22 protein-coding genes are annotated in these 24,856 nt (G+C 70.5%); 16 read left to right on the forward strand and 6 right to left on the reverse strand.

The features are described 5' to 3' along the window. Positions 1–7: 7 nt before the first annotated feature. From AVW09_RS17845 to AVW09_RS01990, 3 genes are read right to left on the reverse strand one after another with little or no spacing between them, the layout of a single operon-like run. Positions 8–1,159 (reverse strand): polysaccharide pyruvyl transferase family protein, encoded by a 1,152-nt coding sequence (locus AVW09_RS17845; RefSeq protein WP_063256421.1) that lies wholly within the window; start codon positions 1,157–1,159, stop codon positions 8–10. Further along, positions 1,156–4,470 (reverse strand): hypothetical protein, encoded by a 3,315-nt coding sequence (locus tag AVW09_RS17850; protein ID WP_063256422.1) that lies wholly within the window; start codon positions 4,468–4,470, stop codon positions 1,156–1,158. The genes AVW09_RS17845 and AVW09_RS17850 overlap by 4 nt, the downstream gene beginning before the upstream one ends. Then, positions 4,451–6,049 (reverse strand): ATP-binding protein, encoded by a 1,599-nt coding sequence (locus AVW09_RS01990; RefSeq protein WP_063256423.1) that lies wholly within the window; start codon positions 6,047–6,049, stop codon positions 4,451–4,453. Before AVW09_RS01990 ends, AVW09_RS17850 begins: the two co-directional genes overlap by 20 nt. Positions 6,050–6,582: 533 nt before the next feature. Here AVW09_RS01990 and AVW09_RS01995 point away from each other — a divergent pair. The 12 genes from AVW09_RS01995 to sucD all read left to right on the forward strand — a co-directional run bounded on the left by AVW09_RS01995 (position 6,583) and on the right by sucD (position 16,511). After that, a complete protein-coding gene (locus tag AVW09_RS01995; RefSeq protein WP_156495929.1) occupies positions 6,583–6,930 on the forward strand; it encodes a hypothetical protein in 348 nt (115 codons plus the stop codon). A 255-nt stretch (positions 6,931–7,185) separates the two neighbouring features. Next, positions 7,186–8,400, forward strand: a complete 1,215-nt coding sequence (locus AVW09_RS02000; protein WP_197462536.1) for a glycosyltransferase — start codon at positions 7,186–7,188, stop codon at positions 8,398–8,400. Continuing rightward, positions 8,397–9,683 carry an oligosaccharide flippase family protein gene (locus AVW09_RS02005; RefSeq protein ID WP_063256425.1) on the forward strand — a complete coding sequence of 429 codons (1,287 nt, stop codon included), beginning with the start codon at positions 8,397–8,399 and terminating at the stop codon, positions 9,681–9,683. The genes AVW09_RS02000 and AVW09_RS02005 overlap by 4 nt, the downstream gene beginning before the upstream one ends. Next, positions 9,680–10,513, forward strand: a complete 834-nt coding sequence (locus AVW09_RS02010; RefSeq protein WP_197462537.1) for a dolichyl-phosphate beta-glucosyltransferase — start codon at positions 9,680–9,682, stop codon at positions 10,511–10,513. The genes AVW09_RS02005 and AVW09_RS02010 overlap by 4 nt, the downstream gene beginning before the upstream one ends. Continuing rightward, positions 10,510–10,833, forward strand: coding sequence for an STAS domain-containing protein (locus tag AVW09_RS02015; RefSeq protein ID WP_063256426.1), 324 nt, complete (start codon positions 10,510–10,512; stop codon positions 10,831–10,833). The genes AVW09_RS02010 and AVW09_RS02015 overlap by 4 nt, the downstream gene beginning before the upstream one ends. After that, complete coding sequence (locus AVW09_RS02020) at positions 10,830–12,200, forward strand: PP2C family protein-serine/threonine phosphatase (protein ID WP_063256427.1); 1,371 nt, start codon at positions 10,830–10,832, stop codon at positions 12,198–12,200. The genes AVW09_RS02015 and AVW09_RS02020 overlap by 4 nt, the downstream gene beginning before the upstream one ends. After that, the gene (locus tag AVW09_RS02025; protein ID WP_063256428.1) at positions 12,197–12,628 is read left to right on the forward strand and encodes an ATP-binding protein; all 432 of its coding nucleotides are present in this window, start codon (positions 12,197–12,199) and stop codon (positions 12,626–12,628) included. Before AVW09_RS02020 ends, AVW09_RS02025 begins: the two co-directional genes overlap by 4 nt. Continuing rightward, positions 12,615–12,980 (forward strand): STAS domain-containing protein, encoded by a 366-nt coding sequence (locus tag AVW09_RS02030; RefSeq protein ID WP_063256429.1) that lies wholly within the window; start codon positions 12,615–12,617, stop codon positions 12,978–12,980. Before AVW09_RS02025 ends, AVW09_RS02030 begins: the two co-directional genes overlap by 14 nt. Beyond that, entirely contained in the window at positions 12,977–13,342 is a 366-nt protein-coding gene (locus tag AVW09_RS02035; RefSeq protein WP_063256430.1) for a response regulator, read from the forward strand. Before AVW09_RS02030 ends, AVW09_RS02035 begins: the two co-directional genes overlap by 4 nt. Continuing rightward, complete coding sequence (locus tag AVW09_RS02040) at positions 13,339–14,349, forward strand: endonuclease/exonuclease/phosphatase family protein (protein WP_063256431.1); 1,011 nt, start codon at positions 13,339–13,341, stop codon at positions 14,347–14,349. The genes AVW09_RS02035 and AVW09_RS02040 overlap by 4 nt, the downstream gene beginning before the upstream one ends. Before the next feature lie 83 nt (positions 14,350–14,432). Then, the gene (gene sucC / locus AVW09_RS02045; RefSeq protein ID WP_063256432.1) at positions 14,433–15,596 is read left to right on the forward strand and encodes an ADP-forming succinate--CoA ligase subunit beta; all 1,164 of its coding nucleotides are present in this window, start codon (positions 14,433–14,435) and stop codon (positions 15,594–15,596) included. Between the two features lie 12 nt (positions 15,597–15,608). Continuing rightward, on the forward strand, positions 15,609–16,511 hold the full coding sequence (sucD, locus tag AVW09_RS02050) for a succinate--CoA ligase subunit alpha (protein WP_063256433.1): 903 nt from the start codon (positions 15,609–15,611) through the stop codon (positions 16,509–16,511). Between the two features lie 298 nt (positions 16,512–16,809). Here sucD and AVW09_RS02055 read toward each other — a convergent pair whose 3' ends face one another. Then, complete coding sequence (locus tag AVW09_RS02055; protein WP_063256434.1) at positions 16,810–18,261, reverse strand: NCS2 family permease; 1,452 nt, start codon at positions 18,259–18,261, stop codon at positions 16,810–16,812. A 63-nt stretch (positions 18,262–18,324) separates the two neighbouring features. Here AVW09_RS02055 and AVW09_RS02060 point away from each other — a divergent pair, with 63 nt between their 5' ends. From AVW09_RS02060 to purH, 4 genes are all read left to right on the forward strand, one after another. After that, a complete protein-coding gene (locus tag AVW09_RS02060) occupies positions 18,325–18,762 on the forward strand; it encodes a nitroreductase family deazaflavin-dependent oxidoreductase (protein WP_063256435.1) in 438 nt (145 codons plus the stop codon). Between the two features lie 148 nt (positions 18,763–18,910). Further along, entirely contained in the window at positions 18,911–20,380 is a 1,470-nt protein-coding gene (locus tag AVW09_RS02065) for a cell division protein PerM (protein WP_063256436.1), read from the forward strand. A gap of 5 nt (positions 20,381–20,385) precedes the next feature. Beyond that, positions 20,386–20,985, forward strand: coding sequence for a phosphoribosylglycinamide formyltransferase (purN, locus tag AVW09_RS02070; protein WP_063256437.1), 600 nt, complete (start codon positions 20,386–20,388; stop codon positions 20,983–20,985). 56 nt (positions 20,986–21,041) lie between these two features. Beyond that, positions 21,042–22,652 carry a bifunctional phosphoribosylaminoimidazolecarboxamide formyltransferase/IMP cyclohydrolase gene (gene purH / locus AVW09_RS02075; RefSeq protein ID WP_063256438.1) on the forward strand — a complete coding sequence of 537 codons (1,611 nt, stop codon included), beginning with the start codon at positions 21,042–21,044 and terminating at the stop codon, positions 22,650–22,652. Positions 22,653–22,889: 237 nt separating this feature from the next. Here purH and AVW09_RS02080 read toward each other — a convergent pair whose 3' ends face one another. Further along, the gene (locus AVW09_RS02080) at positions 22,890–23,405 is read right to left on the reverse strand and encodes a DUF1697 domain-containing protein (protein WP_063256439.1); all 516 of its coding nucleotides are present in this window, start codon (positions 23,403–23,405) and stop codon (positions 22,890–22,892) included. 95 nt (positions 23,406–23,500) lie between these two features. After that, positions 23,501–24,856, reverse strand: a 1,356-nt coding sequence (locus tag AVW09_RS02085) for a dihydrolipoyl dehydrogenase family protein (protein ID WP_063256440.1), incomplete at its 5' end; no start/stop codon positions are given.

Here is a 24,856-nt window from a genome sequence, read left to right on the forward strand (position 1 = left end):
GACGCGGTCACGCGCCCTCCACCCAACCCCGGGCCCGGGCGAAGCTCGCGCGGGCCTCGGCGCGCAGCTCGGCGCTCCGGGCGTCGACCGCCGCCCCCACGGCATCCCGTCGCTCGATCAGATCGACGAGACCGTCGGCCAGCGCTGGGGCCTCGAAGGGTCGGTTGATGTCGATCGTGCGGTCCTCGAGCCCGAGCGTCTTCGCGAGTTCGCGCACCTTCACGTCGTAGGCGAGCACGAACGAGGGCACGCCCAGGATGGATGCCATCACGATCGCGTGCAATCGCTCGCTGACCAGCACGTCGCTGTCGCGGATGAGGCGGGCGGCATCCACGTGCGTCCGGGGTTCATGGCGCACGAAGGGGACGGATGCCAAGCGCCCGGCGAGGGCGTCGAGCACCTCCACGTCGTCGTGGTCCTTGAAGCCGATCTGCATCGGGAGCGAATGCACTTCGATCGGATGCCGGGAGTGGACGGACTCGAGGGCGGCGGCGAGCCGATCGAGGAACGGCTCCCACGCGTCCGGGTTCTCGATGTCGAAGTTGAGGTTGAGGGCCACCCGGAGCGGCCCGCCCGGCCGGGGAGCGGGGGAGTCGTCAGTCGGCCGGAGCAGGAACTCCTCGTCGGTGGAGAACACGGCATCCGGGACGAGGGTCGCGTCGATCCCGATCTGGCGGCAGGTGTCGAACGACTTCTGGTCCCGCACGGTGATCAGGTCGACCTGCGACAGGATCCGGCGCGCCAGCCACAGCCCGGTCCGCGTGCGAAGGGGACCGACGCCGATGTTGAGCATCGCGACGGGCTTACGGGCGATGCGCCGCGCGAACGTCACGACCCCAAGGATCATCGCGAGCGTCGAGTACGGGTTCCGCCCCGTGGACGCGTACAGCTCCTTGATGATCGAGCCGCCGCCGAACACGAGGAGGTCGGCACCCCGCAGTGCCCGCAGCAGCCGCAGGCGGTCCGCACCGGTGTCGATCACCTCGACATCGAACCGCGGGCGCAGCTGGGTGCGCGTGAAGTCCGGGTCGTAGCTGTTGACGAGGTAGCGGTGTTCGGCGCCGAGCTGCGTCAGGAACGTCTCCAGAAGCAACTCGTCGCCGATGTTGTACTGCCCGTGGGTGCCGAGGAAGACGATGCGGCGGGACGGTGCGGTCATGATCTTGGCTCCTGGGGTGGCGGGTCGGTCGGGTCGTCGTCGGGGTCGTCTTCGTCGCGATCCTCGTCCTCGTCGTCGTCGTGATGCAAGCGCGCGCGCCAGCGCACGAGGACGAGGCTTCCCGCGATGAGGAGGAGCGTCAGCGCCACGCCGACCCAGCTCGACCCGACGACACCTCCGGCGGGCGGTTCGAGGTCGGTGACATCGGCCGCAGCGAGGTTCAGCAGCTCGTCCTGCGTGAGGTTCGCGTGCTCGGGGTTTGCGGCCGGATCGACGTAGCCGTCCTTGCCGCCGGCGCTCTCGGTGCGCTCCGAGCACTCCAGGGCGTTCGGGTCGGTGATCTTCTCGACGTTCGCGGGGAGGGCGAGCGACTGGTACGTCTCCTCGGGGACGAGCATGACCCCCTCGAAGAGCATCGGATTCGTGTCGGTCTTGTCGATCGCGAACGTGTGCTTTCCCGCCGCGGCATCCACGACCCCGAGGTCTTGAAAACTGAACCCCGAGTTGACCGGCACGAGCGCGTCGGGGATCTGCTGTTCGAGATCGGCGACGGACATCCCGGAGGTGTCGGCAGCCACACGGCCGGGCTTGTAGACGTCGTCGACGGGGAAGAGCTTGACGTTCTCCGGCGGTGACCTCAGCTCGAACGATTGGTCGTACGACAGCGACGGCGAGGTGATGTGCAGCGTGTTCGCGGTGTTCGCTGTGCGCATGAGCACGCGGTACTTGCCGGGTTCCTTCACCGTCACGGGCACGCTGATCTCGGTCGCGCGGGGGAGCCCGATGAACGAGCCCCGGAGCGTCCCGAAAACCCCCGGCGTGATCATCCCGGTGCGATTCCACTTCGTATTCGAGAAGAGCAGGAACGACCGGAACATCGGAGACAGGTAGTAGTTGGATGCCACGACATCGGGGTTGAAGGCGAACATCCGCGTGTCCGGACCGGCGATGGCATCCGGATGGTCGAGCAACCACAGGTCGAGAGCCGACGTGGACTCGTCGTCGGTGAGCAGATGGATCGGCGCTCCCGGCGGGAGAGCCGTGGGGTCGTAGTACGGCGTGTACTCGAACGTGTAGCAGCGGCTGAGGTTGCGTCGATTGAAGACGAGGTTGAGGTACGTCTGCCAGCTCGAGTCCACCAAGATCGTCTCGCGGTCCGCTCGCGGCTGGTCGGTGATCTCGTACAGCGCGTAGCTGTCGTTCTGGAACCGGAGCTCGACGTCGCCCTGGAGCCGCGCGAGGCCAGGCTCGACGTAGCTCTCCACGTTCGGCAGGTACTCCGCGCCGACGCCGTTGTTCGAGTGGATCTTGCGATTCACGACGATGTACTTGATCTGGATGTCGCGGGCGACGTCGATCCACCAGTCCTGCTGGTAGTAGAGCCCCCGCAGGATCAGGAAGAAGTCGAACTTGTTCTTCACGTCCCCGGTGAGGCCGTAGTAGTAGCTCGGTTTGTCGAGGTAGTAGATGAAGAACTTGTCGATGAATTTGTGGTCGACGCCGTTGGCATCCTGAACGAGCTTCGCGGTCTCGGTCGGCGGGAGGACCACGGTCTTGCCCTCGGGCAGGGAGTTGAGCTCCTGCTTCAACTCCTTCAGGTCGTGGAGCGGGAACGGCGAGAGGAAGCCGGCCATGTTGCCGGATCCGAAAACCGTCCGGTAGGGGTTGTTCGACCAGAAGGGGGTGAAGAACACCGCCCCGATGCACGCGGTCGCGAGGAGCGCGATGAGCACTTCGCTGCGGGCGCGCGTCCGCGCGGGATCCTTCGGCCGCGACGACGGGGGAGCCGTGGGCTTGCGCGGTCCCCGGCGCCGGCGGGGCGAGAGCCACCGCCCGCTCACGACGTCGATGAACAGCGCCAGCGTGAGCGACATGACCAGCGGCGCGAGCATGAACAGGATCAGCTGGAACCGGTGCGGGAAACGGAGGATCTGGACGACGGTTCCGGCGGCCGTCACCACGAGGTTGCCGATTGCGGAGTGGCTCTCGTTCGCCGTGATCGCGATGGCCGCGAGCGTGCGGTGGAAGGTGGGGAACCACAGCGGCTCGCCGTAACCGATCGTCGCCCAGAGGGCGAAGACGATCGCGACGATGAGCACGCCGAGCAACTGCCGGTGCGGGCGGGAGCGGAAGAGCCTCCGGCGCACCCAGGGGACCGCGAGCGGCACGAACAGCAGCAGCGTGTACACGGCGTCGGGATAGCGGGGCACCTTCGCGAGGTAGTCGCCGAAGAGGATCTTGTCGGTGATCCCGGCGAGGTCCCACGAGAGTTCGTGCAGCCACGAGACCGAGGCATCCTGAATGAAGTAGAAGTCGCCCGGCACGGTGTCGGACAGATTCGACACGCCCGCGAGCGCCACGTACTTCACGAACAGCGCGTAGGGGATCAGGGTGATCAGGCCGTAGATGACGACGGCCCAGACGATGCGCCCGGTCGTCGTGAGCGACCACCGGCCGAACCAGGCGCGCAGGCGTCTCCACCGTCCCCCGTGGAGGACCAGGGTACGAACACGGCCGGGCAGCCGGTGCAGCCGGCGGGGGCCGCCCGTGCGGATCCACTTGCCGATCTCGCCCACGAGGAGCGTCACGATGGTGATCGCGAAGAACAGGCTGAACAGCACCAGGTAGTGGATGGCCGGGTTGAACAGCGTCGCGAGCGCCGCGATCACCATCCACCGCCTCCATTTCCGGCCGGCGAACAGCAGCGCGTACAGCATCCACAGCGACGAGATCGTCATGAGGACGAGGCCGAGCACCAGAGTGTAGAAGTGCGTGATCTTGGCGTAGACCATGATCAGGTAGATCAGCGAGACCGGGAAGAACGTCGCGAGGTAGATGGCCTGCGACGACAGCGAGGTGAAGACCTTGTCCATGAACCGTGCGACGGTCAGGTACGCAGACCAGAACAGGGCCGGGATGACGATGAGGATCGCGAACGGCAGGACCGCGTAGTACCGCAGCCACGTGGTGAGGAACGCGTAGCGGACCCGGAACTCGTACCCGTTCACGAGCTCGTTGAACTGCCCGGCGGCCTGGTCGAGCAACTGGCTGTGCCAGTTGAAGAACGGGACGAGCTCGTCGCCCGCGATGACCGCGTCGCCGCGGAGCACCGAGGGGATGGCGAACAGCACGTCGCGGAAGATCACGAGGGAGCCGACGAAGTACACCGCCCCGACGACGAGGGCGATGGTCCGCGTCGACAGGCTCCGCGCGCGTTCGGGGCGCGGGTGCTCCGCGCGCGCGTCGGGGAGCGGGTGATCCGTTTCGGGGGGAGAAACGGATGCCGCATGCTCAGCGCGCCGAAAGGGCACGAAGCTCCCTCTCGGCGTCGTCGACCACCAGCGCCGCGGCGTCCCGGACCGCGGCAAGGCGCCGCGGATCGATCGCCTGCTCGTCGGAGCCCCTCTCGATCCGGGCGCACGCCTCGGCGAGCGTCGTCGCGCCCAGCGCGAGGCTCGACCCGCGCAGGCGGTGGGCGAGCGCCCGCGCCTCGTCGGCCGCGCCGCGATGCACCGCGTCGGCGATCGCCGCGATGTCGTCGGTGTTGCGCAGGACGAACGTGCGCAGGACGTCGGCTTTGACCTCCGGACCCAGGTCATTGAGCAGCGTGAAGCGGTGCGGGGCCGCGGCGGCCGGTTCGACATCCTGGGCGGGGGTGTTCAACTCCGCCGTCTCGAACGCGAAGCGGAGGTCCTTCATCGTGAAGGGTTTGGTGACGTAGCCGTTCATGCCCGCCCGGAGACAGTCGTCGCGGTCCTGTTCGGTCGCTCCCGCCGTGAGCGCGATGATGTACGGCTGCGTGATCGAGTCACCGGCGGCGCGGATCGCCCGGGTGGCCTCCAACCCGTCCATCACGGGCATGTGGATGTCCATGAGGACGATGTCGTAGGCCTCCCGCGCCACCGCGTCGACGGCATCCGCGCCCGTGCCGACGACGGCCGAGCGGTGCCCGAGTCGGCTCAGGATCTGCGTCGACAGCAGCTGCAGGGTCGGGTTGTCCTCCGCGACCAGCACGTTCAGCGAGCCGGTACCCGGAAGACCGACGGATGCCGTGACGACCGGCGCGGAGTCGTTCCGGGGCGGGCGAGACTCGACGGGAGTGCGAGGCGCGGAGGGGTCGCGGCCGATCCGGACCACGGCACGCGGGGAAATCGCCGGTGGTGCCGTGGCCGCCAGGGCGATCTCGAACGAGAACGTGCTGCCCTGCCCGATCTCGCTCTCGACTCGCATGCGGCCGCCCATCATGCGCACGAGCGCGTCGCAGATCGACAGCCCCAACCCCGTTCCGCCGTGCGTGCGGGTCGTGGACTCGTCCGCTTGGGTGAAGGGCTCGAAGATGCGCTGCAGAGCCTCGGGTGGGATGCCGATCCCGGTATCGGTCACCGCGAAGTGCACGGCATCCGGCCCGGTGCCGCGCGTGACATGGACCCGGACCTCGCCCGCGGCGGTGAACTTCACGGCGTTGCCGAGCAGGTTGACGAGCACCTGCCGCAGCCGCGTCGCGTCGCCCATCACGTACGTCGGCACGGCCGGATCGTACTCGGCGCTGACGGTGAGGCCTTTGCTCTCGGCGGCGAACGACAGCACGGTCACCGTGGAGGTCACGAGGCGTCGGAGGTCGAACGGCGCCTTGACCAGATCGATCGCGCCGGCCTCGATCTTCGAGAAGTCGAGGATGTCGGTGACGACGTCCAAGAGCAGGGAGCCGCTCGCGGCCGCGCGGTCCGCGTAGTCGCGCTGCACCGGGTCGAGGTCGGTGCTCGCGAGGAGTTCGTTCATGCCGAGGATCGCGTTCAGGGGCGTCCGCATCTCGTGACTCATCGTCGCGAGGAACGTGCTCTTCGCCGACGTCGCGGCCAGCGCGGCATCCCGGGCGCGTTCGAGACTCACGCTGAGTTCTCGCTCGCGGCGCCCGCAGACGCTCGGCCTCGACGACGGAGGCCAAGAGCCGCACGATCCCCGCGGCGAGGGTGGCGAACGCCAGGAACTCGATGACGCCGCCGCCGGTGTCCAACTCGTTGAACACCAGGATGATCAGGGCGCCGGTCGTGAAGATCGCCGGCACGTAGACGACGATGCGCAACGGGCCGCTTCGGCTGGGGCGACTGGCCGGGACGCACCACGCGGTGAACGCGAGCAGCAGCGCCGCAGCTGGCCAGAGCGCGTCGACGGGCGAGATCTCGCGCAGAAGTCCGACACCCACGGTGGGTCCGACGATGAGTGCCGCGACGAACAGCAGCACGGCCGCGGCGAGGGTGAGCCACCACGCCGCCGAGGGACGGCGGTTCAACGCCGACAGGAGGGCGACGAGCATGCTGACGTAGAGCAAAGAGGGAACGAGGTAGGCCAGGCCGAGAAGGGTCGCCTGCTCGGCCACGCCCGCCTGGGCCGTGAGGAAGAACGCGACGCAGAGCAGGCCCAGCGTGCTGATCACGGCATCGAGCCAGGTCGAGAGCGGGAGTCTGGTGAATCGATCGCGGACGAGAGTGCCGAGGGACCCGATCAGGGCGAGGAACATCAGCAGGTTCAGCGCCGGCATCAGCCACCGCAGCGCGTCGCCGGAGAGCCCGCCGATCGAAGCGATGGCGTCCGCGAGGAGGAGGATGCCGAGAGCGACCGCGAGGAGGCTCCAGGCCGCCTTCTCCCTCGGCAGGCGGACGACGCGGATGACCACGAGGGTGAGCGCGGTCGCCTCGAGGACGAGGCGCGCGACGATCAACCAGCCGAGAGCCGGTCCCCGGGCCGGGATCGCCCACAGCGTGACCGCGTAGACCACGGTGACCGCGAGCGCGAGACCGAACGTCGCCCACAGCGCGGAACTCTGACCCGGCTCCACGCCGAGGAGGTTTCGTCGCGCCATCGTGGCATCCCGCCTGCCGCGCCGAACTCCGCCACGGGCGCGTTGGGTCCACGTTGCAGGAGCGCTCTCAAGATGTCAACAAGATCGCCTCAAGAGGTGAGAAATCGTGTGACAACGGTGTGCACGGTGCGAGTACTGTCGTCCTCACACGGCGGGGGGAGCCACGGTGCAGGAACACGGAGCAGGGCAGCTCATCGGCGCCCCGCGTCTGCGCATCGGCGTCGTCACGGCGTTCCCGCCCGGCCGGAACAGCCTCAACGAATACGGCTATCACCTGGTCCGTCACCTCAGCCGACTCGAGGAGGTCAGCGGCGTCGTCGTCTATACGGACGAGACGGATGCCGGAGAGCCCGCGCCTCTCGACCGCGTGGCGTTCGAACCGAGCTGGACGTTCAACGACGTGCGGACGGTTCTGCGCGTCGCCCGGGCCGTCGCCCGCACCCGACCGGACGCCGTGATCCTCAACCTGCAGTTCGCGACGTTCGGTGACAAGCGGGTGCCCGGCGCGCTCGGGCTGCTCCTCCCCGCGCTGCTGCGGGCCCGGGGCGTGCCGACGCTGGTGATCCTCCACAACCTGGCCGACAACGTCGACATGCAGGACGCGGGCTTCGCCGGGTCGGCCTTCACCGCGCGGCTCATGACCCTCGCGGGCCGGATCCTCACCCGTGCGCTGCTGCGTGCCGACATCGTCGCGCTCACGATCCCGCGATACGTCGAGTTCCTGCGCGACAGCTACGGCGCGACGAACGCGCTGCTCGCCCCGCACGGCAGCTTCGAGGAGATCGCCAAGCCCTCCTTCGGCGTTCCGCCGGGGCGCCGGACCATCATGGCGTTCGGCAAATGGGGCACGTACAAGACGGTCGATCTGCTCGTCGAGGCCTACCGCATCCTGCTCGCCCGCGGATACGACGACCTTCGGCTCGTGCTCGCCGGCACCGACAGCCCCAACTCGCCGGGATACATGGCCGAGGCCGCTGAGCGGTACGCCGAAGTCCCGCACCTCGAGATGCCGGGCTACATCGCCGAGGAGGAGGTCGCGCCCCTCTTCCTCTCGGCATCCGTCGTCGCCTTCCCCTATACGTCCACGACGGGAAGCTCGGGCGTGCTGCACCAGGCGGGGGAGTACGGGCGCGCCGCCGTCCTGCCGCGCATCGGCGACCTCGTCGACGTCATCGAGGAGGAGGGGTTCCAGGGCGTGTACTTCGAGCCCGGCGACGCGGGAAGCCTCGCCGACGCGCTCGCCCTGGTCCTCGACGACCCCGAGCGCCGAGAGGAGCTCGGTCGCCGCAACTTCGCCGCCGCGAGCGGCGTGCCGATGTCGGAGGTCGTCCAGTGGCACATCGCCCACATCGACCGGTTGCGGACGCGGAGGCGGACGTGACCGAGGAACGGCGCGCGCCGGCGGCGGGGGCCGGCCGACTCGTCGCCGGCGGGTCGATGCTCGCGGGCGCGATGCTCGTGGCCAACGCCGGCAACTACGCCCTCAACCTCTTCCTCGGCCGGGTCCTGACTCCGGCGGAGTTCTCCGATGCCAACCTCATGGTGACGCTGCTGTTCACCCTGACCTCCGTCGCCCTGTGCCTCCAGATGGTCGCCGCCCGCTTCGTGGCGCGCGCGGACGCGTCCGGATTCCCCGGCGACTCCGACGCCCTCGTGCGCCGGCTGCGGCGCCTGGCGCTGTGGTCGGGGGTGGTCGCGGGGGTGGCGCTCGCCGCCGGCTCCCCGCTGTGGTCGGAGCTGTTCCGCACGGCGTCGCCGTGGCCGTTCGTCGTGCTCGCCGTCGGCGTGCCGTTCTGGCTCGTGCAGGCCGTCGGCCGCGGCACGCTGCAGGCGCGGCTCGCTTTCCCCGCCCTGGCGCTGTCGTTCCTCATCGAGATGGTCACGCGCGTGGGGCTCGGGATCGCCCTGGTGTGGGCCGGGTTCGGCGTCATCGGCGCGACGGTCGCTCTGAGCGTGTCGTTCATCGTGACGTGCGCGGTCGTGAGCGCCGTGGCGCGCGCGAGCAACGGCCCGGTGAGCGGTGCCATCGACCCGCGCGAGGTGCGGGCCTACGCGGGAATGGTGTCGATCCTGCTGGTCGGGCAGATCATCGCGAACAACAGCGACATCCTCGTGTCGAAGGCGGTCTTCGCGCCGGCCGACGCCGGTGTCTACGCGGCGGTGGCCCTCGTCGGTCGTGCCGTGTTCTTCCTCGCCTGGTCGGTCGCGACGGTGGTCTTCCCCGTCGCCGTCCGTCGCCACGCCGCGGGTCAGGATGCCTCGAACGTGCTGCGGAACGGCATCGTCATCGTCACGGCCATCGGTCTCGTCTGCGCGGTCGGCGGCTTCTTCTGGGGCGGCCCCGTGCTCGGCGTGGTCCTGGGACCGGCGTACGCGGAACTGTCGGTGCCGATCGCGGCCTACGCGCTGACCACGACGCTCTTCGCGATCGGCAACCTCGTGGCCAGCTATCACCTGTCCCGGTCGCGGACCCGGCCCTCGTGGATCCTCCTCGGCGCGTCGGTGCTGCAGCTGATCCTCCTCCTCGTGTGGCACGGGGACATGGCATCCCTCATCGCCGCCCAGGGAGTCGCGATGAGCGTGCTGCTGATCGTGCTGGCCGGGAACGCGCTGGTGTCGGCAGCGAGCGGGCGGCGGATCGCCGCGGAAGGGGGAAGCGCGTGAGCGAACCGACATCGGCCTACCGGGCCTACAAGACCTGGGTCCTGGAGCCGTTGACCGAGGACCCCGCGGTGAGCGTCGTGATCCCCGCCTACAACGAGGAGTGGCGGATCCTCCCGACGATCGGCGCGATCGCGACCCACATGAGCGCGCGCGGCGAGCCGTGGGAACTCATCGTCTCGGACGACGGATCGACGGATGCCACGGCCAGCCTCGTACGCGACCTCCGCTTCGCGAACCTGCGCCTGCTGACGGCCCCGCGGAATGCGGGGAAGGGGGACGCCGTCCGCCGGGGCATGCTGGCCGCGCGCGGACGCCTCGTGCTGTTCGCCGACGCCGACCAGTCCACGCCGATCGAGCAGTTCGACCGCCTGGCCGCGCGGGTCGCCGACGGGTTCGACGTCGTCGTCGGCTCTCGCGCCGTCGCGGGGGCGGCGGTGAGCAACAAGAGCCTCGCGCGCCGGGTGCTGAGCGGCGGTCTCCACATCCTGGTGTCGCGGGTGTTCGGCATCGACGTCGCCGACACCCAGTGCGGGTTCAAGCTGTTCACGGCGCCCGCGGCCGAGCGCCTCTTCTCGACCCAGGTCGTCGACGGTTTCTCGTTCGACCTCGAGGTCCTCTACCTCGCGCACAAGCTCGGCTACCGTGTGACCGAAGAGCCGGTCGACTGGTACGACGCCCCCGGATCGACGGTGGATGCCATGAAGGTGACGCTGCAGTTCCTCCGGGACCTCGTCCGCATCCGGTATCTGGACCTGCGCGGGGCCTACCGCGCCGAGCGACACCGCCCGATGCCGCTCACCCCTTCGGACGTCGGAAGGACCCCGCGATGATCGTCAGGACCGAGATCGAACCCTCGCGCCGCACCGTGCACCTGGCGGGGCGCTTCGACGCCCACGAGGCTCCGGGATTCCGGGCCGCGGTGCACCCGCTCGTCACCGCCGAGCACCCCGTCGTGCTGATGGACCTGTCGCAGGTGGCGTTCTTGGACTCCACGGCGCTCGCCGAGCTCGTGCGACTTCAGAAGCAGGCCCGGGCGTTCGGGGGCGAGGTCGTGCTCGTCGACCCCGCCGACGCCGTGCGCGTCATCCTGGAGATCACCGACCTCGCCGAGCTGTTCACGATCCGCTCCTCCGGCGACGATCCGTCATGAAGACCGACGAGACGGGCGCCCGCGCGGGTGTCGGCGCGCCGGACTCGCTCGCGAGCGCGCTGGACGTGCTCGCGTCTGCGGCCGCCGCGAACTCGGGGGCGGAGGAGAGCGATCGCGTCGCCCTCGCGGAGCGGGTCGTCCGCGAGGCCGTCGCCGAACTGCAGGCGACGCAGCTCGCCCTCACCGAGGCGCTGATCGCGAGCCAGGACCGGCAGCTCGCGGTCGAAGCCCTCGCCCGCATCAACCTGCGCGGCACGGCGAGCGACGACACCCTCGCGCTGCTGCTCGACCGCGCGCTCTCGATCACCGACTCCCGGCAGGTCGTCCTGTTCGAGCGGGGCGAGGTCGCGCTGGTCCGGGGCGACCACGCCGACCTGGACGTCCACGTCCGCCTGGTCGAGGACGTCCTCCGGTCCGCCGCGGACGACGCCGTCCGTGCCGTCGCGGCCGACACCGCGGTCGTCGCCGTGCTCGACCCCGAGGGGGAGGACGACCAGCACATCGCCTTCTTCCGGTCGAGCGACCGCCCGTTCTCGACGAGCGACGTGCCGCTCATCGAGGCGATCGTGTCGGCGATCGGCATCATGCTCGCGTTCCGCGAACTGCACCGGCACGAGTTCGAGCGGGCGGTCGTGGAGCGCGAGCACCAGTTGGCATCCGTCCTCGCCCAGTCCGTCATCTCGACCGAACCGCCGCCGTCGACCGGGGTCGATGTCGCCGCCCGCACGGTGCCGGCGGCGCTTACGGGCGGGGACTTCTACGTCTTCGGGCGCTCGACCGGTTCGCTGTGGTTCGCGGTGGGAGATGTCGCAGGCAAGGGCCTCCCCGCCGCGATGCTCATGACCCGCGCCGTCGCCGCGTGCCGCATCGCCTTCCTCACGCGCCCCGACGACTCCGTCGTCGACGTGTTCCAGCGCATCGAGGACGAACTCTTCGACCATCTCGACGACGTGGGCGTCTTCATCACCCTGGCGGTCGGCGTGCTGCAGGAGGACACGGGAGAGGTGTCACTCGTGAACGCCGGGCATTCCCCCGTCCTCCGGATCGGTGCGGATGCCGAGACGGTGAAGGCCTCCGTCCCTCCGCTCGGCATCGTCCGTGGGCGCGTGCCGCGGGTCTGGTCCACCGTGCTCGGTCCGGACGACGTGCTCGTCATCGGGTCCGACGGACTGGTCGAGCAGACCGACCCGGACGGCGAGCAGTTCGGCTACGCACGCTTTGCGGACCTGTGCGCGTCGGCGGACCGGGGTGATTCGGCGGGTTTCGTTTCCACCGTGTTCGACGCCGTGCAGGACTTCGCCCGGGGGGCGGCGCCGTCCGACGACGCGACGCTCATGGTCGTGCGGCGGGAGAGGACGTCGGCATGACCGAGATCGTCCGCTCGCGTCTGGAGCTCGAGCCCACGGCCCTCGCGACCCGGCGCATCGGCGACTGGCTCGCGGCCTCCCTCGCGCACCTCGACACCGCCACGGCGTCCGCGCTCGCCGCGCGCGCCGAGCTCGCCGTCCACGAGGCGTGCATGAACGTCATCGAGCACGGCGCCTTGCCCGCCGGGTCGACGATCGACCTCGCGCTCGAGGCGACGCCGGGCGAGCTCGTCGTCCGGCTCGTCGACCGGGGTGCGCCGTTCGACCCGTCGGGGGTCGCCGCGCTTCCCGCCGATCCGGAACGCGAGCGCGGCTACGGGCTGACCATCATCCGCTCGCTCACGACCGCCGTGACGTACCGGCGGGTGGGCGATGAGAACGAACTGGAATTGCGCATGGAGATCGGGGGCGACGATGCACAGCGCTGACTCGACGGGCGGCAGCGCCCTGAGGATCGATGTGGTCTACGTGGATGCCGTATACGCGCTGGTGGCGCTCGCCGGCCGACTGGATGCCGTGGAGGCTCCGCGTGCGCGGCAGGTGTTCGACGGGCCGCAGGTGTCGGCGGCCGCCCGCCTCACGATCGACCTGACCGACGTCGAGTTCGTCGACAGCGCCGGGCTGGCCGTGCTCGCCCGGGCGCGCCGGGATCGCGGACTGACGGGCGGATCGGTGACGCTCATCCGGCCGCGCTCCGACGACGCGATGCGCGTGTTCCGCTTGACGCAGTTCGACCAGATCTTCGTCATGCGGGACTCCGCCGAGGAGGAGGATCAGTGAGCGACGCCCTCGTCGTGGACGACGACCCCGTCACCCGCCTCGTCCTCACGCACATGCTCCGGGCGCAGGGCTGGACGACGGATGCCGCGACCGACGTCCCCGAAGCCGCCGTGCTCCTCCGCGAACGCGCGTACGCGCTCGTCATCTCGGACTTCCAGCTCCCCTCGGGGACCGGCACCGAACTGCTCGACGTCCTCGGGGAGTCGGCATCCACGAGGTTCGTCCTGCTCACGGGGATCATCGAGTACTCCGCCGTCCCGGTCGAGGCCTCGCAGCGGCTCTCGGCGCGGCTGACCAAGCCCGTCAGCTCCGAAGCGCTGCGGGAGGTCCTCGGCCGCATCTTCGCCGAAGGGCCCGCGTGAGCCGTCGCGCCCGCCCTGCGCCCGCGCGCATCGGGTGGGCGGTGATCGCCGCGTGCGCGGCGGTGACGAGTGCGCGGGTGTGGCCGCTGCGGCTGCTCCCTCTCGCGATCGGGGCGCGGGCCGTTGAGCGTCGTGTGCTGGTGGCGGCGTACCTGGTGGTCGCGCTCGCGCTGGCGACTCGGCGCCGCGGGCTTGCGGCGCTCGCGGCCGTCTTCGCCGTCGTGCACCTGGTCTCGCGGGTGCGCAGCCGCGGGTCGCGGTCGCCGCGGCCGATCCGCGAGGACTCGCTGCGGGTGCGGCTCGTCACGGCGAACGTCCTGTGCACCAACCCCGACGTCGCCCGCCTCGCGGACGACCTCGTCGCGGAGGATGCCGACATCGTGATGGTGCAGGAGGTCACGCCCGAAGTGCTCGCGGTGCTGCGGACGTCGCGCCTGTGGTCGGCGTACCGCCATCATCGGGTCGCGGAGCGCCCCGGCTATCACGGTGCGGCGACGTTCTCGCGGTTCCCGGTCGTCGCGCACGAGGTGCTCGACGTCGCGGGGTCGCCGATGCTCCGCACCGACCTCGCGACCCCGCACGGTCCGCTCCTCGCGGTCAACGTGCACACCGTGGCGCCGCTCACCCTCGGGCAGGCACGACGGTGGCAGCGGCAGATGGACGGGCTCGCCGCGCTCGCTCGGTGCGCCGACGGCGCGATCGTGATGGCCGGGGACTTCAACGCCACCGGCGACCACCGCCCCTTCCGCCGCATGCTGCGGGGACGCCTGCGGGATGCCTTCGACGCGGTCGGTCGCGGATCGGGGGCGACGTGGCCGATCGGGCACCGTCTCCTCCCGCCCCTGCTGCGGCTCGACCACGTCGTGGTGAGCGACGACGTCGAGGTGGGAGCGCTCTCCACCGCGACCAGCGTCGGCAGCGATCACGCCCGGCTCGTCGCCGAGCTCGGCATCCGGAATCGCCTCCGTTCGAAGGGGCAACCGTCCGGGCCGTTCAGCGCCGTCTAGTAGGGTTGTCGCTGGGCAAGATCTCTTGATATCGAGAGATCTGAGCCTCCTCCCACCACCGATCGCCCAGCGAAGGATCATCCGTGGATCTCTACGAGTACCAGGCCCGAGACCTGTTCGAAAAGTACGAGGTGCCGGTGCTCGCCGGCATCATCGCCGACACCCCTGAGGAGGCGAAGGCAGCCGCAGAGAAGCTCGGCGGTGTCGTCGTCGTCAAGGCTCAGGTCAAGACCGGAGGCCGCGGCAAAGCCGGCGGTGTGAAGGTCGCGAAGAACCCCGACGAGGCCTTCGAGGCGGCGCAGGCCATCCTCGGCCTCGACATCAAGGGCCACGTCGTCAAGCGCGTCATGGTCGCCGCGGGTGCCCGCATCGCCAAGGAGTTCTACTTCTCGGTGCTGCTCGACCGCGCCAACCGCTCCTACCTGTCGCTGTCCAGCGTCGAGGGCGGCATGGAGATCGAAGAGCTCGCCGTCGAGCGTCCCGAGGCTCTCGCCCGCGTCGAGGTCGACCCGCTCGAGGGCATCTCGCCCGAGAAGGCGCTCGAGATCGCCAAGGCCGCGAAGTTCGACGACGAGCTGGCCCCCAAGGTCGCCGACGTGTTCGTCAAGCTCTACAACGTCTACAAGGGCGAGGACGCCACGCTCGTCGAGGTGAACCCCCTCATCCAGTCCGAGGACGGCGACATCATCGCCCTCGACGGCAAGGTCTCGCTCGACGAGAACGCCGGCTTCCGTCACCCCGAGCACGAAGAGCTCGAAGACAAGGATGCCGCCGACCCCCTCGAGGCCAAGGCCAAGCAGCACGACCTCAACTACGTCAAGCTCGACGGCCAGGTCGGCATCATCGGCAACGGCGCGGGTCTGGTCATGTCGACCCTCGACGTCGTCGCGTACGCCGGTGAGAACCACGGCGGCGTGAAGCCCGCCAACTTCCTCGACATCGGCGGCGGCGCCTCGGCCACGGTCATGGCCGCCGGCCTCGACGTCATCCTCGGTGACGAGCAGGTCAAGAGCGTGTTCGTCAACGTCTTCGGTGGCATCACCTCGTGCGTCGCCGTCGCGGAGGGCATCGTGAAGGCGCTCGAGATCCTCGGCGACGCCGCCACCAAGCCGCTCGTGGTCCGTCTCGACGGCAACCAGGTCGAAGAGGGTCGCGCGATCCTCGCCGCCGCCAACCACCCGCTCGTGACCCTCGCCGCCGGTATGGACGAGGGCGCCGACAAGGCCGCCGAACTGGCCAACGCGTAAGGGACAGAACAGATGTCGATCTACCTCAACAAGGACTCCAAGGTCATCGTCCAGGGCATCACCGGCGGCGAGGGCACCAAGCACACCGCCCTCATGCTCAAGGCCGGGACGCAGGTCGTCGGTGGCGTCAACGCCCGCAAGGCCGGCACGACCGTCACCCACAAGGACGCCGCCGGCAACGACGTCGAGCTCCCCGTCTTCGCCTCGGTCGAAGAGGCCATCCGCGAGACCGGCGCTGACGTGTCGATCGCGTTCGTGCCCCCCGCCTTCACGAAGGACGCGATGGTCGAGGCCATCGACGCCGAGATCCCGCTGCTCGTCGTGATCACCGAGGGCGTGCCCGTCGGCGACACCGCCGAGGCGTGGGCGTACGCGAAGTCGAAGGGCGAGAAGACCCGCATCATCGGCCCGAACTGCCCCGGCATCATCACGCCCGGTGAGGCGCTCGTCGGCATCACGCCCGCGAACATCACCGGCAAGGGCCCGATCGGCCTCGTGTCGAAGTCCGGCACCCTGACGTACCAGATGATGTTCGAGCTGCGCGACCTCGGCTTCTCGACCGCCATCGGCATCGGCGGCGACCCGATCATCGGCACCACGCACATCGATGCGCTCGCCGCGTTCGAGGCCGACCCCGAGACCAAGGCGATCGTCATGATCGGCGAGATCGGCGGCGACGCGGAAGAGTGCGCGGCCGCGTTCATCCAGGCCAACGTCACGAAGCCGGTTGTCGGCTACGTCGCGGGCTTCACCGCCCCCGAGGGCAAGACCATGGGCCACGCCGGTGCCATCGTCTCCGGCTCCGCCGGTACCGCCCAGGCGAAGAAGGAGGCCCTCGAGGCCGCCGGCGTGAAGGTCGGCAAGACGCCGTCCGAGACCGCCGCCCTGATGCGCGAGATCATCGAAGCGCTCTGACGCTTTCGCTTTCGGGCCCGGATGCCATGGCATCCGGGCCCTTTTGCGTCGGTTGCGGGCGGCGCGGGGCCGAGGTGGATGCCGGGCCGTGGGTTGCGGGCGGGGTGGGCTCGGGGTGGATGCCCGGCGCGGCGCCTCGCTCCTCGGTTCGGTGTCCAAGACACGCGGACGGCATCGCGCTGCGTCCGCGTGTCTTGGACACTGGATCCGGGGTGCGGCTGGGCGGGTCGTGGGCGGTCGGCGCGCTCGGGATGGGGCCCGGATGCCGTGGCATCCAGGCCCCTCCGTGCGCACGGGGTCAGCCGAGCAGCGACTCGACGGGGCCGCGCGCGAAGAAGACGACGAAGCCGGCGGCGACGATCCAGAGCAGCGGGCTCACGCGGCGGGCGCGGCCGGACATTGCCTGGATGACGACCCAGCTGACGAAGCCGGCGCCGATGCCGTTGGCGATCGAGTAGGTCAGCGGCATGACCGTCACCGTGAGGAACACAGGGATCAGCACGGACAGGTCGCCGAGGTCGAGGTGTCGGATCTGCCCCATCATCAGGGCACCGACGATCACCAGCGCGGCGGCGGCGATCTCACTGGGCACGATGCTCGTCAGCGGCGTGAAGAACATCGCGAGGAGGAACAGGCCTCCGGTGACGACGTTCGCGAGGCCCGTGCGGGCGCCCTCGCCGATGCCGGAGCCCGACTCGATGAACACCGTGTTGGACGACGCGGAGGTCGTGCCACCGGCGACCGCGCCGATGCCCTCGATGATCAGGGCCGAGCGCAGGCGCGGGAACGTGCCGTCCGGGGCGGCGAGGCCCGCCTCGCGGGAGAGGCCAGTCATGGTGCCCATAGCGTCGAAGAAGTTCGTGAAGACCAGCGTGAACACGAGCATGAGCGCCGCGAGCACGCCGATGCGCCCGAACGAGCCGAACAGGTCGACCTGGCCGACGAGAGACAGGTCGGGGAGACCGACCCACTGCGTCGGGAGGGTCGGGACGCTGAGGCTCCAGCCGCCGGGGTTGTCGGTCGAACGCGCGCCGAGCTTGGCGATCGCCTCGACGATCACCGCGATCACGGTGCCGGTGAGCAGGCCGATCAGCAGCGCTGCCTTGACCTTCCGCACCATCAGCACGGCGGTGATGAGGAGGGTGAGGACGAACAGGGCGGTGGGGATGGTGGCGATCGAGCCCTGCACGCCGAGGCCGACCGGCGGTGACGACAGGCCCGTCGAGGTCACCAGGCCGCTGTCGACGAAGCCGATGAACGCGATGAACAGGCCGATGCCGACCGTGATCGCGGTCTTCAGCGCGAGCGGCACCGCCTCGAAGATCATGCGGCGCAGGCCCGTGACGGCGAGCAGCACGATGATGAGGCCGTTGATGACGACGAGGCCCATGGCCTCGGGCCACGTGACGCCGCCGACGATGCCGACGGCGAGGAACGAGTTGATGCCCAGGCCCGCGGCGAACGCGAACGGCAGGCGGGTGACGAGGCCGAACAGCATCGTCATCACACCGGCGGTGAGTGCGGTGACCGCCGCGACCTGCGGGAAGCCGAGGGCGTTGCCGGCCACGTCGGGCGTGCCCGACAGGATGATCGGGTTCAGGATGACGATGTAGGCCATCGTCACGAACGTGACGACGCCACCGCGCACCTCGGCGCCGACGGAGGATCCGCGAGCGGTGATCTCGAAGAAGCGGTCGAGCGCGTTCTTCGGGGCGGGGGCAGCAGCGGTCTCGGGAGCGGAGGTGCTCATGGGGCTCCAGGAATGGGGGAGGGGACGGGGCCGGAGGCGGAGGAACGGGCATATCGTGGGGTCATGCCGCTCTCAGGACAGTATCTGCCCAGCACCAGCGAATGGGCCCGTTCGCAGGCCGAGACCTTCGAAGCCACGGGGGGTCGGGAAGGCGCGGAACTGCGGGGCGTTCCCATCATCGTCCTCACCACGGTCGGCGCCAAAACCGGCGGTCTGCGCAAGACGGCCCTCATGCGCGTCGAGCACGACGGTCGGTACTTGGTCGTGGCATCCAAGGGTGGCGCTCCCGAGCACCCCGCATGGTTCTACAACATCGTGAAGAACCCGCGGGTCGAGCTGCAGGACGGCGACGTCAAGCGCGAATACGACGCGCACCAGGCCGAGGGCACCGAGCGCGACGAGTGGTGGGCCCGCGCCGTCGCGGTCTGGCCCGACTACGCCGAGTACCAGAAGAAGACCGAGCGCCGCATCGAGATCTTCGTCCTGGAGCCGGTGGCGTAACTGCTCGCGTGAGGGGTCAGTTTCTGTCGCCACCAAGCGTCCGAAGCGACAGAAATTGACCCCTCACGCGGCGACGGGGCGGGGATGGGGCACCCCCGCCGCGCCTGAGCGGGCGGAGAGGGTTGCGCGGGTAGGGTCGCAGACGCTCATGCATCGTCTCCTCGTCGCCCTTCTCGCCGCCCTCGACGCGCTCCTGGCCGCCGCGGTCGGCATCGCCGTCGTGCTCGCCCCGCTCACCCTCATGTGGGTGGTCGCCCTCGGGAACGCCGATTGGTCCGCGCTCTGGCCGTCCGCCGCGGCCGTGTGGCATCTCGGCCACCTCGTCCCGATCACCGTGACGCTGCCGGACGCCTACCTCGCGGCCACGGGCGTCGACCCGTCGCTCGCAACGTTCACGCTGTCGCTCGCTCCGCTCGCATTCGCCGGATTCACCGGGTTGTTCGCCGCCCGCTCCGGCATCCGCGCCGCCGAGGCCGGCGCCGCGCTCACCGGATGGCTGTCCGGTTCGCTCGTCTTCGCCGCGATCGCGGCCGCGGTCGCCTTCACGGCCGAGGCTCCGCTGGTGTCGTTCCAGACGTGGCAGGCGATCCTCTTCCCGGCGCTGATCTTCGCGGTCCCGTCGCTGATCGGCGCCTTCGTGGGCGCCTGGGGCGTCGGCGACGAGGGGCTCGTCGACCGCCTCCGCGCCGCGCGGGATCGGATGCCGGCGGCCTGGGCGCCCGTCCCCTCCCTCGTGCTGCGCGGCGTCGCGCTCACGACCCTCGGCCTCCTCGCCGTGGGCGGTCTCGTCGTGGTCGCGGGCCTCCTCGCGCGCGGGACGCAGATCATCACGCTCTTCCAAGCCAGCAACGTCGACGCGATCGGCGCCACGGTCCTCGCCCTCGGGCAGCTCGTCTACCTCCCGACGCTCGTGCTGTGGGCCGTGGCGTTCGCGGCGGGCCCCGGCTTCGCGCTCGGCACCGACGCCGCGGTCACGCCCGCCGCCACGCAGGTCGGTGCGGTTCCCGGCATCCCGATCCTGGGCATCATCCCCGACACGTCCTCGTCGTGGCTCCTGCTGCTCGCCCTGCTGCCCGTCGCCGTTGGCGCGCTGACCGGGTGGATCCTCCGATCCTGGATGCCAGACCCTGCCGGACACGAGCCGGTGGCGCCGCGGCTCACCCTGGCCGTCGCGGTCGCCGCCCTCACGGGCGGGGTCGGGGCGTTGATCGCGGTGTTCGCGAGCGGTGCGATCGGCCCCGGCCGGCTCACCGAGACCGGGCCACAACCCGGCCCCCTCGCCCTCGCGCTCGGACTCGAGGTCCTCGTGGGCCTCGCGATCCTGCTGCTCTCTCCACGCGTGCCCGGTGGACGTCGCCCGGTGCGGGACGAGGCTCCCCGTCCGGCGCGCGCGGAATCTCCCCGCGAGCGGGAGACGGTTCCGGCGTTCCGCGACCGTCCGGCCGAGGTGCTGTTCGCGCCGGCTCCTGTCGCCGAACCCCCGCGCGCGGATGCAGCGCCCGTCGGCCTCGACACCGACGCCGACGTCCAGGCGCGGATCCGCGACGCCTGGGCGCGCATCGAGGGAGCGGACGGCTCCGACCCGACCGATGGCCGCGGCGCGCGCCCCGTAGACTGACCCCCGTGCTCACGGTCGCCGTCCTCATCTCCGGCACCGGCTCCAACCTCCGCGCCCTGCTCGAGGCGGCTGCCGCCCCCGACTTCCCGGCGCGCGTGATCGCGGTCGGTGCCGATCGCGAAGCCGACGGCTTCGCCCACGCCGAGCACTTCGGCATCCCGACCTTCCTCGTGCCCTTCGACGCGTTCGAGACGCGCGAGGAGTGGGGCGCGGAACTCGGCGCGCAGCTGCGCGTCTGGCAGCCCGACCTCGTCGTCCTGAGCGGGCTGATGCGCCTGCTGCCGGCCGAGCTCGTCGCCGAATGGGAGCCGCGCATCATCAATACGCACCCCGCGTACCTGCCCGAGTTCCCGGGCGCGCACGGGGTCCGCGACGCCCTGCGCGCCGGCGTCGAGCAGACCGGCGCGAGCGTCATCGTCGTCGACTCCGGCGTCGACACGGGGCCGATCCTCGCGCAGGAGCGCATCCCCGTCCTCCCCGGCGACGACGAAGAAGCGCTGCACGAGCGCATCAAGCCCGTCGAGCGACGTCTGCTCATCGACGTCGTTCGCCGCATCGCCGAGGGCGACCTCGACCTGGATGCCACGGCATCCCGCCACCCCTGAACCCCCGCGGGCGGTCGCCCGCGTTCCGCACCCCACGAGACACAGGAGCCGCAGCCATGGCCGGACCCCGCCACGACCCCGCCGACTACCGTCCCCGTGACGTCGTCCCCATCCGCCGCGCACTGGTGTCGGTGAGCGACAAGACCGGCCTGCTGGAGTTCGCCCAGGCGCTCGCCGCGGCCGGCGTCGAGATCGTGTCGACCGGCGGATCCGCGACGCTGCTGCGCGACGCCGGGCTCGCCGTCACCGACGTCTCGGCCATCACCGGCTTCCCCGAGTCGCTCGACGGACGCGTGAAGACGCTGCACCCGAACGTGCACGCGGGCCTCCTCGCCGACCTGCGCCTCGCCAGCCACGAGACGCAGCTCGACGAGCTCGGCATCCTGCCCTTCGAACTCGTGGTCGTGAACCTCTACCCGTTCGTCGAGACCGTGGCATCCGGAGCGGAGGGCGATGACGTCGTGGAGCAGATCGACATCGGCGGCCCCGCCATGGTGCGCGCGTCCGCGAAGAACCACGCGAACGTCGCGATCGTCGTCTCGCCCGAGTCCTACCCCGCGATCGTCGAGTCGCTGCAGCGCGACGGCGGCACGTCGCTCGTGCAGCGCCGCGAGCTCGCCGCGCGCGCCTTCTCGCACACCGCCGCCTACGACACCGCGGTGTCGACGTGGTTCGCCGAGGGCACGCTCGGCGACGACATCGACCTTCCCGCGCACCTCACGATCCAGGCGGAGCGCCTGTCGACCCTGCGATACGGCGAGAACTCGCACCAGCGCGCCGCGATCTACACGCGCGTCGGCGGGCACGGCATCGCGCAGGCGACGCAGCTGCAGGGCAAGGAGATGTCGTACAACAACTACGTCGACGCCGACGCCGCGCTGCGCGCCGCGTTCGACATGGTGAAGCCCGCCGTCGCGATCATCAAGCACGCGAACCCGTGCGGCATCGCGGTCGCCGCCCCGAACGCGCTCGACCCGATCGCCTCGGCGCACCTGCGCGCGCACGAGTGCGACCCGGTCTCGGCGTTCGGCGGCGTCATCGCCGCCAACCGCACCGTGACGCTGAAGATGGCGGAGAACCTCCGCGACATCTTCACCGAAGTCATCATCGCGCCCGACTTCGAGCCCGAGGCCCTCGAGGTCTTCAAGCTCAAGAAGAACCTGCGCGTGCTGCAGCTCCCCGCCGACTGGCGCCAGGAGCCCATGGACGTGCGCCTCGTGTCCGGCGGACTCCTGCTGCAGGATGCCGACCGCTTCCCCGCCGACATCGAGTCGGTCGCGAAGGACTGGGAGCTCGTCTCGGGCGAGCGCCCCGCCGACGAGGACATGACGAACCTCATCTTCGCCTGGAAGGCGTGCCGCGCCGTGAAGTCCAACGCCATCGTGCTCGCCAAGGGCTCGGCGACGGTCGGCATCGGCATGGGCCAGGTCAACCGCGTCGACTCGTGCCGCCTCGCGGTCGAGCGCGCGGGTGATCGCGCCGCCGGGTCGATCGCGGCATCCGACGCCTTCTTCCCCTTCGCCGACGGCCCGCAGGTGCTGATCGACGCCGGGATCTCGGCGATCATCCAGCCCGGCGGTTCGGTGCGGGATGCCGAGGTCATCGACGCCGCGCGTGCCGCCGGCGTCACGATGTTCTTCACCGGCGAGCGTCACTTCTTCCACTGACGCGCGGTCGTCCCGCCGCCCCCGCGACTTCGGTTGCGGGGGCGGTGGCGTTCGTGCGGACGGTGGGTGCTGCCATAAACGCTCGCCGTCGGCAGAAACGCCCTGTCCGCGCGTTTCTGCGGCTGGGCAGCGTTTATGCGGCTCATCTCGTGCACCGCGCACCGCTGGGCGCCGACGCGGCGGCGCCGTCCGCCGTCGCCGCGCTGGGCACCGACGACCCGGCGGTCGAGCGGCGCGTCAGGCGCTCAGGTCGAGGAGCTTCGCGATCGTGTTCGCGTTGCGGGCCGTGCCCGTGACGCCGAGGCGTTTCTCGAACCAGCCGGCCTGCAGTTTCGATCCGCCGATCCCGTCGGGATACCGCACGAACACCTCGCGACCGTCGAGCACGGCCTCTTCCGGGATGCCATCGGGCACCTCCAACGCGACGGTGGGCGCGGCGTCGAGGAACACCGTCTGCACCCACCGCCCCTCGGCGGCGTCGGCGAACGGGTTGCGGGCGTGGGTATCGGCGAGCTCGGCGTGCGAGCGCACGATGACCGGAAGGTCGTGGCCGAACGCGGCGCGCACGGCATCCCGGATCGTCCCTGCGATCTCGTCGGGGGAGCGGCCGCCGTCGTCGAGCACGACGTTCCCGGCCACCTGCAGCGTCACGACCTCACCGAGACCCGCGGATGCCAACACCTCTCGCAGCAGGGGCATCTTCAGGGCCGTGGGGCCACCGACGCCGCGGATGAGCGCGATCGTCTTCGGCATCCGGTTCTCCCTTTCCCGTGCGTGAGTCGCCAGGAATTGTCGCCGCGACGTGCACGGAAGCGACGAATCTCGGCGACTCACGCGAATCGCGAGGCTCAGGCGGAGTCGCGGCCGAGCGTCTCGAGGAGGCGCAGCCAGACCTCGCTGACCGTGGGGTACGACGGCACCGCGTGCCACAGCCGCTTCACCGGCACCTCCCCGACGATCGCGATCGTCGCGGAGTGCAGCAGCTCGGCGATCTCGGGGCCGACGAATGTCGCTCCGACGAGAACCCCGCGGTCGAGGTCGACGATCGCGCGGGCCTGGCCGACGTACGCGTCGGACTGCTCGCTGGACCCCGCGACGTGCGCCAGGTCGTAGTCGAGCACTTGGACGTTGAGGCCGCGCTCCTCGGCCTTCTTCGCGGTGAGGCCGACGGATGCGACCTCGGGGTCGGTGAACGTGACCTGGGGAACGGCGTCGTGGTCGGCGGTCGCGACGTGGGCTCCCCACGGGCTGTCGTCGACCTCGCCGCCTCGCGCGCGTGCGGCGATCACGTCGCCCGCCGCCCGGGCCTGGTACTTGCCCTGGTGCGTGAGGAGTGCGCGGTGGTTCACGTCGCCGACGGCGTACAGCCAGTCGAAACCGCGCACGAGGAGCGTGTCGTCGACGTCGAGCCATGAACCCTCCTCGAGGCCGACGGTCTCGAGACCGAGGTCGGTGGTCCGCGGAACACGGCCGGTCGCCACGAGCACCTCGTCGGCGGTCACCGTGGTGCCGTCGGACAGTTCGAGCACGCGGCGCCCGTCGTCGTCGCGGCGGGCGGCCGTGGCATCCACTCCCGTCTTCACCGTGACGCCGCGCGAGCGGAGGGAATCCGCGACCAGTTCGCCGGCGAACGGCTCGGTGCCGCCCAGCAACCCCGAACGCGCGATGATCGTGACCTCGGCGCCGAGGCTCGCGAACGCGGTCGCCATCTCGGCGCCGACGACGCCGCCGCCGAGGATCGCGAGCGAGCCCGGGATGGTCTGCACCGCGGTCGCCTCGCGGCTCGTCCACGGCTCGATGTCGGTCAGGCCCGGGATGTCGGGGAGCAGCGCCGCCGACCCCGTGCACACCGCGACCGCGTGGCGGGCGACCAGGTCGGTCGTCGTGCCGTCGTCGGCGGTGACCTGCACCGTCTTCTCGCCGGTGAGGCGACCGTGGCCTCGGACGAGCTCGATGCCCGCGCCCTCGAGCCACGACACCTGACCGGCGTCGTTCCAGTTGCTGGTCATGGAGTCGCGGCGACGGAGGACCGCGGCGATGTCGAGGTCGCCGGTCACGGCCTGCTTCGCGCCGTCGACGTCGCGGGCCGCGCGGAGGGCGGCGCCGCTGCGCAGCAGCGCCTTCGACGGCATGCACGCCCAGTACGAGCACTCGCCGCCGACCAGCTCGGATTCGACGATCACGGCGGTGAGACCCGCCTGCAC

The sequence above is a fragment of the Microbacterium sp. T32 genome, assembly GCF_001619615.1.
In the GTDB taxonomy this organism is placed as follows: domain Bacteria; phylum Actinomycetota; class Actinomycetes; order Actinomycetales; family Microbacteriaceae; genus Microbacterium.

Bases quoted from the DNA above. Each gene is read 5' to 3' on its own strand.
- AVW09_RS17845 (WP_063256421.1), bottom strand. From the start codon at position 1,159: ATGACCGCACCGTCCCGCCGCATCGTCTTCCTCGGCACCCACGGGCAG.
- AVW09_RS02015 (WP_063256426.1), top strand. From the start codon at position 10,510: ATGATCGTCAGGACCGAGATCGAACCCTCGCGCCGCACCGTGCACCTG.
- AVW09_RS02020 (WP_063256427.1), top strand. From the start codon at position 10,830: ATGAAGACCGACGAGACGGGCGCCCGCGCGGGTGTCGGCGCGCCGGAC.
- AVW09_RS02025 (WP_063256428.1), top strand. From the start codon at position 12,197: ATGACCGAGATCGTCCGCTCGCGTCTGGAGCTCGAGCCCACGGCCCTC.
- AVW09_RS02030 (WP_063256429.1), top strand. From the start codon at position 12,615: ATGCACAGCGCTGACTCGACGGGCGGCAGCGCCCTGAGGATCGATGTG.
- sucD (WP_063256433.1), top strand. From the start codon at position 15,609: ATGTCGATCTACCTCAACAAGGACTCCAAGGTCATCGTCCAGGGCATC.
- AVW09_RS02055 (WP_063256434.1), bottom strand. From the start codon at position 18,261: ATGAGCACCTCCGCTCCCGAGACCGCTGCTGCCCCCGCCCCGAAGAAC.
- AVW09_RS02060 (WP_063256435.1), top strand. From the start codon at position 18,325: ATGCCGCTCTCAGGACAGTATCTGCCCAGCACCAGCGAATGGGCCCGT.
- AVW09_RS02065 (WP_063256436.1), top strand. From the start codon at position 18,911: ATGCATCGTCTCCTCGTCGCCCTTCTCGCCGCCCTCGACGCGCTCCTG.
- purH (WP_063256438.1), top strand. From the start codon at position 21,042: ATGGCCGGACCCCGCCACGACCCCGCCGACTACCGTCCCCGTGACGTC.
- AVW09_RS02080 (WP_063256439.1), bottom strand. From the start codon at position 23,405: ATGCCGAAGACGATCGCGCTCATCCGCGGCGTCGGTGGCCCCACGGCC.